This is a genomic window from Carboxydocella sporoproducens DSM 16521 (genome assembly GCF_900167165.1).
In the GTDB taxonomy this organism is placed as follows: domain Bacteria; phylum Bacillota.
Genome location: NZ_FUXM01000028.1, coordinates 20,544 through 32,836, shown reverse-complemented (window position 1 = coordinate 32,836; position 12,293 = coordinate 20,544). Strand labels below are relative to the sequence as shown.

11 protein-coding genes and 2 tRNA genes are annotated in these 12,293 nt (G+C 50.7%); 2 read left to right on the top strand and 11 right to left on the bottom strand.

Features of this window, described 5'->3' with window-relative positions:
- Positions 1-155 precede the first annotated feature (155 nt).
- Together B5D20_RS09915 and B5D20_RS09910 are read left to right on the top strand one after the other, a co-directional pair.
- A tRNA-Pro gene (locus B5D20_RS09915) sits at positions 156-232 on the top strand.
- 9 nt (positions 233-241) lie between these two features.
- Positions 242-328: transfer RNA gene (locus tag B5D20_RS09910), tRNA-Leu, on the top strand.
- 40 nt (positions 329-368) lie between these two features.
- Here B5D20_RS09910 and B5D20_RS09905 read toward each other — a convergent pair.
- The 11 genes from B5D20_RS09905 to B5D20_RS09855 form a co-directional block, all read right to left on the bottom strand.
- Entirely contained in the window at positions 369-2,321 is a 1,953-nt protein-coding gene (locus tag B5D20_RS09905; protein ID WP_159071893.1) for a cell division protein FtsA, read from the bottom strand.
- Positions 2,322-2,357: 36 nt separating this feature from the next.
- Positions 2,358-3,416: a calcium/proton exchanger gene (cax, locus tag B5D20_RS09900; protein ID WP_078666078.1), complete on the bottom strand. Its 1,059-nt coding sequence runs from the start codon at positions 3,414-3,416 to the stop codon at positions 2,358-2,360.
- A gap of 36 nt (positions 3,417-3,452) precedes the next feature.
- Positions 3,453-4,229, bottom strand: coding sequence for a CheR family methyltransferase (locus B5D20_RS09895; RefSeq protein ID WP_242946576.1), 777 nt, complete (start codon positions 4,227-4,229; stop codon positions 3,453-3,455).
- 17 nt (positions 4,230-4,246) lie between these two features.
- A complete protein-coding gene (locus B5D20_RS09890) occupies positions 4,247-4,513 on the bottom strand; it encodes a hypothetical protein (RefSeq protein WP_078666077.1) in 267 nt (88 codons plus the stop codon).
- A gap of 4 nt (positions 4,514-4,517) precedes the next feature.
- Positions 4,518-5,825, bottom strand: a complete 1,308-nt coding sequence (gene hemL, locus B5D20_RS09885; RefSeq protein WP_078666076.1) for a glutamate-1-semialdehyde 2,1-aminomutase — start codon at positions 5,823-5,825, stop codon at positions 4,518-4,520.
- A gap of 92 nt (positions 5,826-5,917) precedes the next feature.
- Positions 5,918-6,913, bottom strand: a complete 996-nt coding sequence (gene nirJ2 / locus B5D20_RS09880; protein ID WP_078666075.1) for a putative heme d1 biosynthesis radical SAM protein NirJ2 — start codon at positions 6,911-6,913, stop codon at positions 5,918-5,920.
- On the bottom strand, positions 6,913-7,893 hold the full coding sequence (gene hemB, locus B5D20_RS09875; protein ID WP_078666074.1) for a porphobilinogen synthase: 981 nt from the start codon (positions 7,891-7,893) through the stop codon (positions 6,913-6,915). Before hemB ends, nirJ2 begins: the two co-directional genes overlap by 1 nt.
- A 20-nt stretch (positions 7,894-7,913) precedes the next feature.
- Complete coding sequence (gene cobA / locus B5D20_RS09870) at positions 7,914-9,428, bottom strand: uroporphyrinogen-III C-methyltransferase (protein WP_078666073.1); 1,515 nt, start codon at positions 9,426-9,428, stop codon at positions 7,914-7,916.
- Positions 9,429-10,358 carry a hydroxymethylbilane synthase gene (gene hemC, locus B5D20_RS09865; protein WP_078666072.1) on the bottom strand — a complete coding sequence of 310 codons (930 nt, stop codon included), beginning with the start codon at positions 10,356-10,358 and terminating at the stop codon, positions 9,429-9,431. It lies immediately after the preceding gene.
- Positions 10,355-11,680 (bottom strand): glutamyl-tRNA reductase, encoded by a 1,326-nt coding sequence (gene hemA, locus B5D20_RS09860; protein ID WP_078666071.1) that lies wholly within the window; start codon positions 11,678-11,680, stop codon positions 10,355-10,357. Before hemA ends, hemC begins: the two co-directional genes overlap by 4 nt.
- Positions 11,649-12,290 (bottom strand): precorrin-2 dehydrogenase/sirohydrochlorin ferrochelatase family protein, encoded by a 642-nt coding sequence (locus tag B5D20_RS09855; RefSeq protein ID WP_078666070.1) that lies wholly within the window; start codon positions 12,288-12,290, stop codon positions 11,649-11,651. Before B5D20_RS09855 ends, hemA begins: the two co-directional genes overlap by 32 nt.
- Positions 12,291-12,293 lie beyond the last annotated feature (3 nt).

Below are 12,293 nucleotides of genomic sequence, written 5' to 3'. Positions count from 1 at the left end.
AGTTGTTTTTGTGTCATTAGATAACGCACCTCGTTTCTCATAGTGACATTTTATCAAAATACTTTACAAGGTGACATTATCACAAGATAATCACAGCATTTTAAAACAAACTCTTGACAATCCGGGGTTTTTGCGCTAATATAATCAATGTCAGTCGGGGCGTAGCTCAGTTTGGTAGAGCGCCATCTTGGGGTGGTGGAGGTCGCTGGTTCAAGTCCAGTCGCTCCGACCAGTTAAATGTGCGGACATGGCGGAATTGGCAGACGCGCTAGATTCAGGTTCTAGTGGGCTTACGCCCGTGGAGGTTCAAGTCCTCTTGTCCGCACCATTAATTGAAAGTAAAACCGGTTGGTTATACCAACCGGTTTTTATTCTTCCTTTTGCCAGTAAAGCTTGACTAGATCACCTGGCTGCAGGGCCTGGGAAAACTGGCTGATTTTATCATTTACCAGCAATATGGCTTTTGCTCCCGGCCAGGGGGGCTTGGGAACGAATCCTACCAGGTCCAGAGCGTGCACAACCAGCATCCCTTCCTGCCACTCTATTTCCCGGGCCTGTCCTTCCAGATCCACGATAATTGTTTCCCGGCGCACCTCATATTCAATCCAGTCTCCGGGCCTGATTTTTGCCTCCAGACCAGCAGGTTGCTTGTTAAGATATATTTCCCCTTTTTCGATCTCTATCTGCTGCCCTTGTAAAAATTGGGCTACAGTTAAATCCAGTCCTATTTCTACCGTAGCCAGATCAGGTATAAAGCTATCCCAGGTCACCGTCTGGCCGTTAATCTTTACTGTCCAGGGCCAGCGTACCTCCTGACCATTAAACCAGAACCGGCTATATTCTTCCCCCTCCCAAATCTCCTTGACGCGGACCCTGGCATCTGCCCCCGGTTGCCCCGGAGAATAATCGATCCTGTCCCCGGGCCTAACTCGCGCCGAATAATCCACCAGCTGGCCATTCAGCCAGATTTGACCTGGCTGACCGGCTTCCCCTTTGACCAGGCGCAATTGCCCGTTCAGGGTAAAACTCAAGGCCATTCCAGGTTTGCCTAAGATTTCCCGCAGGGGTACTCCAGCCTCCCGTAATACCTCCAGTACCTGGGGAGATTGCCAGCCAAACACATCGATATCCTGGCCATTAACAGAACAACGAAAGCGTTTGAGATTTTCCCCTGCTAAAGCTGTTAAACCGATCCCCAGAGGGGTAATCATATCGGGGCCATCAAAATCTTTCGGCCACTTGTTTACCCACTGCTGCAAAGCATCCTTGCCTTTGATGCCTACCCGGTTACTGCTGAGACCCAGCTCATCAGCCAGCAACGGCGCCAGGCCCGGAGTCAGGGCACCGCCCCCGACCAGCAGGACCGCCTGTACCCCTTTAGGGGCTATTGCTAAAATTTGTTGACCTATCTTCTGGGCCAGCTCTCGTACCCTGGGTTCCAGCAGTTTTATTATTTCACTGCTCTCAGCATGGTGTTTTTGGCCCAGGATATCAGTGTATTCCAGCTTATCTTTTTGATTCAGCCAGCGTTTAAGACGTTCTGCTTCATTAAAATCCAGTAGCAAGAGCTGGGCTAGAGCTTCGGTGATTTCATCTCCTGCCTCAGGAACCATCCCATATCCCTGGATTGCTCCTTGCTGGGTAACCGCTATGTCGGCAGTTCCGGCTCCGATATCCACTAAAGCAAGAGACAACTGCCGCATCGCAGGAGGTATTACAACCCGGGCAGCAGCTATAGGCTCCAGAGTCAGGCTATCCATACTCAATCCCGTCATATCCAGCACAGCCTGTAAGGAATCCACTACTTCCCGGGGCAAAAAGGTAGCAATCAGCTCGACTCCGATCCGGTTCCCTCTCTGACCGACAAGGTTGGCAATTGGCTGTCCAGATAAATAGTAATGTACTATGCTGTAACCAACACACTGATAATGCCAGTCCAGTCTGGTCCTGGTAACATTAGAACGAGCTTGCTGTAAGGCCTCTTCTTCCAGTTCACTGATATCTCCTGCCTGTACCGGCTTTCCCCAATCCCAGTCCTTTTCCAGCCGTACTCGCTCTGTACGCAAAGAACGTCCTGCTGCCGCTACGGCCACGCTCCTTATGGGACGCCGCGCTTTTTTGGCCAGCTGCCCGACCACATGCTTTACTGCCGCTGCTACAGCCGGTATATCATGAATCTGCCCGTCCAGCATGGCGCGATCAGGATGTTCCCAGCGCTGGCAGGTAACCACTTTCAAACCCTTTTCTTCTTGTTTCAGGATTAAACCAATTAATGTCCTGGTCCCTATATCCAGGACCACCTGATATTTCTCCTCTGCCACGCTCTCACAGCCTTTCCCATACACTCCCATTCAATATTATGCTGTTGGTAAGAAATAAAACGCCAGAGCCATCACTATGTAAGTAACCAGCAGCTGAACCCCCTCCAGCCAGTTAGATTTGCCATCCAGAGAAATTAAATTGACGATTGTAATCGATACTGCCAGTGCCGCCAGCTCAAAGGGTTGAAAAATCAGGTCCATGGGTCTGCCAAAAATCAGACTGGCAAACACCAGCACCGGGGCAACGAAGAGAGCAATCTGAATCGAGGAACCCACTGCAATCTCCAGGGCTGCATCCATTCGGTTTTTGCCAGCCATCAGCACTGCTGAAAAATGCTCAGCTGCATTGCCAACAATAGGAACCAGTATTACCCCGACAAAAAGCTCAGACCAGTGCCAGGTAGCAATAACCTCTTCCAAAGCGCTGACCAGAACCTCACTGGTGACAGCCACCAGCACAGTAGCTCCGGCCAAAATAGTAATGCTTTTTCTCAATGACCAGCAAGGTTCGTTCTCCTCTTCCACCTCACATACTGGCGCCAGGATTTCACGATGAGTAACCAGGGAGAAAAACAGAGCCGCCAAATAGACGAGAAAGAGGGCGACAGCTACACCAATGCTAAGCTGAACAGCCCTGTCGGAATGGGGTTGATGGGCTGAATACATAAACACAGCCGGAATAACCAGACCGGCAACGGCCAGAGCCAGCATGGTGGAATTCATACCAGCTGCCTGCTGGTTAAAAGATTGTTCCCGGTGTTTTATCCCACCATATAACAGGGCAAAACCCAGTACCAGCAACAGGTTGCCCAGTATAGAACCGGTGATGGATGCCTTTACCATTTCAAACAAGCCCTTTTTGATGGCAATCAGGGTGATAATCAGCTCAACGGCATTGCCAAAAGTGCCATTGAGGAAACCCCCGATCCGCGGTCCAGTGAAGTGGGCCAATTCCTCCGTAGCTTTACCCATCAGGGCGCTCAGAGGTAGGATGGCCAGGCAGGCAGTAAGCAACACCCAGCCGGCAGAAAAATGCCAGTATTCCAGTGCTATGGATACAGGTACAAATGCTAGCAGCCAGTAGAAAATATTCATTTCAACCCTCCTCGGAAAAAGGGCGGGTAGAAAGATCTATCCCGCCGCTTTCTGGTAGAAAAAGAGTGCCACTGATTTAAATCCTATTTCCTGGGCCTGAAAAATCTGTTCAGTACTGCCGATAAACAGAACTCCTCCCGGTTTGAGGGCATTATAAAACTTGCGATAGATGGTATTTTTGGCTTCCTCGGTAAAATAGATCACTACATTGCGACAAATAATCAAATCACACAAAATCTCATAGGGATCTTTCAGCAAATCATGTTTTTTAAATTTAACCCACTTCTTTAGTTCTGGTTTTACCAGGACCACTTCTCCATCCCGGTCAAAGTATTTTTTGAAGTAGGGTTCGGGAAGCCCTGCTACAGATTTTATGTTGTATCTTCCCTCCTGGGCCCGTTCCAGAATAGCACTATCGATATCAGAAGCGATAATCTGGTGCCGCCCCTGAGGTGCCAGCTCATTCAAAATCATAGCGACTGTGTAAGGTTCTTCTCCTGAAGAACAGCCGGCACTCCAAACTTTCAAATTCGGGGATCGCTGCAATAGCTCTGGTAAAATCTGTTTTTCCAGCTGCTGCCATTGAGCAGGGTTGCGGTAAAACTCCGAAACATTGATGGTCAAATGGTTCATGAATTTGTCCAGCTGGGCTTGATCCCCCCGCAAAACCTGCACATATTTCTCCAGGGAATCCACCCCAACCGTCCGCATCAAGCTCAGAATTCTACGCTCCATCTGGGGCCGCTTATACTGTAACAGGTCTACCCCGAAATAGCGGTTTATCTGTTTGGCAAACTCAATATACTGATCCACCTGCTCCTTCCCTCCACTTACTGCGCCTGTGGCCACTGAACTTTGACTCCCCGCTCCTGATGGCACCTGTCACAGAAATTCTCCTTGGTCTGCCCCAGTTTCTTGCTGTGACACTTCAGACAGTTTTTTTCCGGGTTACGGTTACGCATTACAGTTTCCCCGTGTTTGGCCAGCCAGTCTTCCCCATGGGGATTGCCTTTGGCATTGGCAAAAAAGGAAACCACCAGAACAGCCAGAATGGCCACCACAATTAGACCTGAGATCAGGTGACGGTATTTCTTCATTTTCTTACCCCCGCTTCCAGTGTTCTTTCACTATGCGGAATGATTCTGCGGCAGCGGCAATCGTCCGGTCGATGTCTTCCTCAGTATGAGCCAGAGAAACAAAAGCTGCCTCAAACTGGCTGGGTGCCAGGTAAACCCCGCGTTTTAACATCTCCTGGAAAAAGAGGGCAAAGGCTTGTGTATCTGAGGTGCTGGCCGACTGGAAGTCCACCACCGGCTGACTGGTAAAGAAGGTACATACCATGGAACCCACCCGATTCTGAGTCAATTCCAGCCCTGCTTCTTTTGCGGCTCGGGCCATTCCCTCTGCCAGTCTGGCACTCTTTCTTTCCAATTCCTCATATGCTACAGGGGTTAATTGTTCCAGAGTGGCTATCCCGGCAGCCATGGCCAGAGGGTTACCGGATAGCGTGCCTGCCTGATAGACAGGACCAGCGGGAGCAACCATGGACATAATTTCCTTTTTGCCACCATAAGCTCCTACCGGCAAGCCGCCACCAATGACTTTACCGAAACAGGTCAAATCAGGCTCAATGTTGAACAAGCCCTGGGCACAGTGATAATCCACCCTAAAACCGGTCATCACTTCATCAAAGATTAGCAGGGTTCCGTAACGCCGGGTCAGTTCCCGCACACCCTCCAGGTAACCAGGCTGAGGCGGTACCACCCCCATATTGCCAGGTACCGGTTCGATGATTACCGCCGCAATATCTTTGCCCTCCAGGGCAAAAATCTCCTCCAGCATGGCCAGGTCATTAAACCGGGCGGTAATGGTATTACTGGCAATATTGACTGGCACTCCAGGGCTGGTGGGTACTCCCAGGGTGAGAGCCCCGGAACCTGCCTTGATAAGAAGCGAATCCGCATGCCCGTGATAACAACCTTCAAATTTAACGATTTTATTGCGACCTGTGTAGGCCCGGGCCAACCGCAAAGCGCTCATAGTAGCTTCCGTACCGGAGTTAACCATCCGCACCATTTCCACAGATGGCACGCGCTCAATCACCATCCGGGCCAGACGGGTTTCCAGTTCCGTGGGAGCACCAAAGCTGGTGCCCAGATCAACCCATTTATGTAAAGCTTCAGTCACAGCCGGATGGCAATGTCCGAGAATCAACGGCCCCCAGGAACCCACATAATCAATATACTCATTGCCATCTACATCATAAATTTTTGACCCCTGTCCCCGGACAAAAAAGACAGGCTGACCTCCTACTGCTTTAAAAGCCCGGACAGGACTGTTTACTCCACCGGGAATATACTGCTGTGCCTCAGCAAACAATTCGAGCGAGCGGTTAAAACCCTTATGCACGATCCGATCCTCCCTTTCTATTGGCTGGCCTTAGATGGAGATAAGGGACAGGAGATTAACTCCCCTGTCCGCTTTTCCCACCTTCCCATTTTTTAGTAGCCTTTGCGCCCATGATAGAGACACCAGGGCTCCTCTGCCATGTAGTCCCCGTTATTGTAGAAAGCTGCCCGGGCCCGGCATCCGCCACAGATTTTCTTGTACTTGCACACACCACATCCACCGGAATAGTTGAGGGTACGCAATTCCTGCAGCACCGGATTTTCTGCCCAGATTTTGCTGAAGGGAATATCTCTTACATTCCCCAGCGGAATATTCAGATAGGCACAGGGCTGCACATCTCCTTTGGGGGAAATGATACAGTAGGATGTTCCGGCCAGACAGCCTCGGCCAAAACGCAAATCCATGCCCATTTCCTTGGCAATGCGCATGAACTGTGGAGCACAGGTTGGCTTCAGTTCAATATCCACTTCCTGCTGTTTTTTCATGATCCGGGTTAGCAGAGCTTCATATTGTTCTGCCCGCAAAGATTCTTCTTCAATGTTAACAGCCCGGCCGGTAGGCACCAGGAAGAAGATATGGTGAGCCACCGCCCCCATTCCCACCGCCAGGTCAGTGATCTTTTCCACTTCATCATAGTTCCAGTCTACTACTGTGGTATGGATCTGGAACGGTAAGCCGGCATCCCGGCAATTTTTCATGCCCTTGAGAGCATCACGCCAGGCGCCGGGATAGGCTCTGAATTTATCGTGCTTGTCTGCATCAATGCTGTCCAGAGAAATACCCACACCCATAGTGCCTACTTCTTTCAGGCGGCGGGCCACTTCCGGAGTTATCAGAGTACCGTTGGTACCAAACACCGGCCGCAGCCCCAGCTTAACGGCATGTTCCACCAGCTCGAAAATATCCGGCCGCATGAGAGGCTCGCCACCACTGAAAATCATTATCTTAAAGCCAGCTTTAGCTATTTCCTCCAGCAAAGCCTTGCCTTCTTCGGTGGACAATTCCTCTGAAGCTTTGGCTCCTGCATCCCGGTAGCAATGTTCACAATACATGTTGCATTGATTAGTAGTATTCCAGGAAATAATCATTAATAGCCCTCCTTCAACCACTTCGCTACATCCAGGGCATGATAGGTCAGGATTATATCAGCCCCGGCCCGTTTAAAGCCAAGCATCGTTTCCAGCACAATCCGTTTTTCATCTATCCAGCCCAGACGGGCCGCAGCCTTGATCATGGTATATTCACCGCTGACATTATAGGCTGCCACTGGTACCACCACTGCATCCTTGACCTGACGGATTATATCCATGTAAGCCAGAGCCGGCTTGACCATGACAATATCGGCTCCTTCTTCCAGATCAAGGGCAACCTCTTTTAATGCTTCCCGGCTATTGGCAGGATCCATCTGATAAGCCTTGCGATCTCCGAATTGCGGTGCCGATTCGGCTACCTCCCGAAAAGGGCCATAATAAGCAGAAGCATATTTAACCGCATAGGACATGATGGCAACATCCTGATAGCCATGGTGGTCCAGCATGGTGCGAATGGCTGCCACCCTGCCGTCCATCATATCCGACGGAGCCACGATGTCCGCCCCGGCCCGGGCATGGCTGAGAGCTGTGCGGGCCAGTAACTCCAGGGTAGGATCATTGGCCACTTCTTGGCCCTGAAGCAGGCCACAATGCCCATGGCTGGTATATTCACAGAGGCAAACATCGGTAATCACCAGCAGCTGCGGTACTGTCTTTTTGATTTCCCGCACAGCTCTTTGCACTGCCTCATCCTCGGCCCAGGCACTGCTGCCTGTTTCATCCTTGTAGGCGGGAATACCAAACAGGATAACTGCCGGGATCCCCAGTTCAGCTGCCTTCTGCGCTTCTTCCACTGCCAGATCCACTGAAAGCTGGGCTACCCCTGGCATGGATTCAATTTCCTTGCGAAAGCCCTGGCCCTGAGTAACAAAAAGAGGATAAACCAGGTCTTCGACCCGCAAATGATTTTCCCGCACCAGTCGCCGCATGGTTTCATTACGTCTTAGCCGCCGCGGGCGGTTAACCGGAAAACCCATATTCCTTCCCTCCGTCTCCATTATACCATACTTTCCACAATTGCTGTGACCAAACCGTCAATGGTGTATTCCCGGGCCTCCACGGTTATCGTCAGTCCCAGCTCCCTGGCGGTCTGGGAAGTAATAGGCCCTATGGAAGCCAGTTTAACAGCTTGCAAAAGCTCCTGGTAATCTTCTCCTAGCAATTTAATAAAATTCTTCACTGTTGATGAGCTGGTAAAGGTAACCCAGGAGATGGTCTTCTCCTGCAACAGACGCCGTAACAGGGCTTTATCCCCGGAACCAGCCACAGTCCGGTAGGCATCCACTTCTGTAACCTCAGCCCCCAGCTTGCGCAATTCTTCCGGTAACACCTTTCTGGCTATATCCGCCCGGGGCAATAGTACCCTTTTCCCGGCCAGGTCAGTTTGCTTCAGAACCTCAACAATGGCTTCAGCCCGGTATTCCTCCGGGATAAAGGAACAACGAATACCCCGCCTTTCAATCTCATCCCTGGTTTTAGGACCGATGGCGCAAATCTCGATACCAGCCAGTTCGCGTACATCCTTGCCCTGCTGCCAGAGACGGCGGAAAAAGCGCTCAACCCCATTCACACTGGTAAAAATGATATAGTTGTAACTCTGCAGCTCATTAATCGCCTGATCCAGGGGACCAAAATCCAGCGGGTCGGTAATTTCAATGGCAGGAAACTCCCAGACTTCGGCACCCAGTTCTTCCAGTTTGCTGGTCAGGCTGCTGGCCTGTTCTCTGGCTCGGGTCACCACAATCCGCTGACCGAAGAGGGGTTTAGCTTCATACCAGCGCAGCTTATCCCGCATTGTCACTACTTCTCCCACTACAATAGTAGCCGGATGTTTGACCCCAGCAGCCCTGGCCTTTTCCACGATATCAGCCAGGGTAGCCGTTACCGTTATTTGTTCCGGCCTGGTCCCCCAGCGAATGATGGCAACCGGGGTCTCTGGTGAACGGCCATGTTCAATGAGTTTCTCCACGATTAAGGGCAAGTTGGCCATGCCCATCAATATTACCAGGGTACCTGCCCCGGTAGCTAAATGTTCCCATCTGATTTGACTGTTTCCCTTTTCCGGATCCTCATTGCCGGTAATAATAGCCAGACTGGCCGATAGTTCCCGATGAGTGACAGGTATCCCGGCGTAGGCCGGTACCGCAATAGCAGAAGTAATCCCTGGCACAATTTCAAAACCAATCCCATGCTCCACCAGGGCCTCGGCCTCCTCGCCCCCCCTTCCAAAAACGAAGGGGTCACCCCCCTTCAGGCGGGCGACAATTTTCCCTGCCAGGGCCTTTTCCACCAGTAAAGCATTGATTTCCTGCTGTCGAAAGGTATGCTTGTCCGGTTCCTTTCCGGCAAAGATCAGTTCAGCATCTTTACGGGCATAAGTCAGAAGTTTGGGACTGGCCAACCGGTCATAAACAATAACATCTGCCTTGCTGATACACTCCAGTCCCCGTAGAGTGATCAGTTTCGGATCTCCCGGGCCCGCACCGACCAGATAAACAAAACCTTTTTGCATCTAACTCAGCTCCCTTACCTCCGCCAGTATCCGATCAGCTCCTTCAGCCAGCATGAGCTCGGCCAGTCTTTCCCCCAGCTCTTCCGCCGCTTCAGGATTGCCATTTATCTGTTTTCTGATTAATTTCTGTCCATCCAGGGAAGCTACCACACCCTGTAAAATCAGCTGTTCACCCTGTAAAACGCCATAAGCTCCAATCGGAATTTGACAACCGCCTTCTAATTTGCGCAGGAAAGCCCTTTCTGCCAGGATAGCCTTAGCAGCAGCTCTGTCATTAAGCGGTCGTAACAGCTCTTTAATCTCTTCATCATTTTCCCTGATTTCAATCCCAATCGACCCCTGCCCTACCGCAGGCAGGCTGATCTCAAAAGGTATATACTGGGTGATACGTTCCTGCCAGCCCAGGCGTAAAACCCCGGCTGCTGCCAGGATCATACCATCCAGCTGCTGCTCCTCCATTTTGCGAAAGCGGGTAGCCAGATTGCCCCGCATATCCACTATTTGCAAATCAGGCCGGTAAGCCAGAAGCTGGGCCCGTCTTCTCAGGCTAGATGTAGCCACTTTTGCCCCCTGAGGAAGGGTGGCAAGGGTATAACCCTTAGGACTGATCAGCACATCGCCGGGGTTTTCCCGGACACAGATGGCTCCTAGGGCCAAACCGTCAGGCAAACGGGTCGGCAGGTCCTTCATGCTATGCACCGCCATGTCTATTTTCCCTGCCAGCATAGCAACTTCCAGTTCCTTGGTAAAAAGCCCTTTGTCACCGATTTTGGCCAGTGCCACATCCAGAATTTTATCTCCCTGGGTTTTCATGGGTACGATCTCCAGGCCCAGGTCGGGGTACAATTTTCTCAACTGGGTTACCACCCATTCCGTTTGCCACATGGCCAGGGCGCTGTCCCGGGTGCCAACCCTTACCGTTTTGCTCATACCAATTCCTCCACTTCTTCTGCTGCCATGGGTTTGCCTGGTTTTATTCTCTGTCCTTCTATCTGTAAATCAAACAGGTTTTGCAAAATTTCGGTATAGAGATGACCGTGACTGGTCTGGGCATAAGCTTTAAGATTAACAATTGGCCGATGTAAAATACTGTTAACGATGCTATGGGCCAGAGCCTGGATAATATTGCGCTCTCGTTCCGTTAAATCGCCCAGTTTATTAAACGCCTTTTCCAGCTCCCGTTGTTTGATTTCTTCCCCAAACTGTTTCAGAGCTACAATGGTTGGCACCACAAACTGGGTATTTAACCAGCTGAAAAACTCCTTGATTTCTTCATCCACTATTTTCTGGGCCTTGACGGCCTCTTTTTTCCGTTCCTGTAAATTGCGATCTACCACATTTTGCAAATCATCAATATCGAAGAGGGTTACTCCCTTAATGGTGGCCACTTCCGGATCGATGTCCCGAGGTACGGCGATATCAATCAAAAATATGGGCCGGTATTGTCTGGTTTGCATAACTTTTTGCACAATTTCCGGCAAAATAATGGCATGGCGGGCGGCGGTAGCACTGATTACAATATCAGCCTGAATCAGGCATTCCACTAATTGATCGAATTTCACTGCTTTACCGCCAAATTTCTCAGCCAGCTCCACTGCTTTATCATAAGAGCGGTTGGAAACCAGCACACTGGTAACTCCGTTGGCCACCAGGTGTTTTGCCGTCAGCTCACTCATTTTCCCGGCGCCAATGATCAGAATGGCCTTGCCTTCCAGGGTGCCAAACAGCTGGCGAGCCAGCTCTACTGCAGCATAGCTGATAGAAACAGCATTTTTGTCGATTTCCGTCTCGGTTCTTACCCGTTTGCCAACAGCAATAGCCTTATGAAACAGAGTGTTAATGATTTTATTGGTGCTTTCCGCCGCACTGGCAATTTGATAGGCCTGGCGCACCTGGCCTAGAATCTGGGTCTCACCTAGTATCATCGAATCCAGTCCGGATGCAACTCGAAACAGATGATGGACACAGTCATAGAGGGTATGAATATAGAGGAAGTTATCAATTTCACATTCTTCTTCATGCAAGCATTCCATCAGAAAAGTTTTTATGGATTTTAAACCCTGGGTCATATCTGTGCAAGCCGCATAAATCTCCGTACGGTTACAAGTGGATAGTAGTACACACCCATCAATGGCCGGATATTGTTTCAAGGTTTGCAAGGCCTCAGGCAATTGGCTTTCAGTAAAAGCCAGTTTTTCTCTGATTTCCACCGGAGCAGTCTTATGATTGAGGCCAACAGTCACCAAAAACATTTTTTATCCGCTCCTTTACCTTCTCCATTTCTCCCCGGACCAGATCCTCCCAGAATCCCTCCGCCAGTAAACCCTCCATAATCCTCTGGCGTTCCCCTGGGTCAGGAATTCTGGCAAGTAAAATTTGCCTGAGTTCACCGAGCAAATCATTGATCTCTCCATACTCAGGTCCTATAGATCGCGCCAGATGATCCCTTAATTTGCGGGCAAACACCGGACTCTGTCCTCCCGTGGAGACAGCCAGCTGCAAATGGCCCCGCCTCAGAACTGCCGGCAGATAGAAGTCCCCCCGTTCCGGGTCATCAACCACATTGACCCAGATCTTCCTTTGCTGGCACTCCCGGGCAATCCTGGCATTAACCGCAGCATCATCTGTGGCTGCATAGACCAGATGTGCCTGTTCCACATCATCGGGTTGAAAAAGGCGCCGGTACCACATTACGCGACCGGCGCCGGCCCATCCTTCAATTCTTTCTGTTACCTCAGGGCTGACTACCAGTACCCCTGCTCCTGCCTGGAGCAAGCCAGCTATTTTCCGTTCTGCCACCTGGCCTCCGCCAACTACCAGACATTTCTTGCCGTCCAGACGGAGAAAAATTGGATACAGCACCTC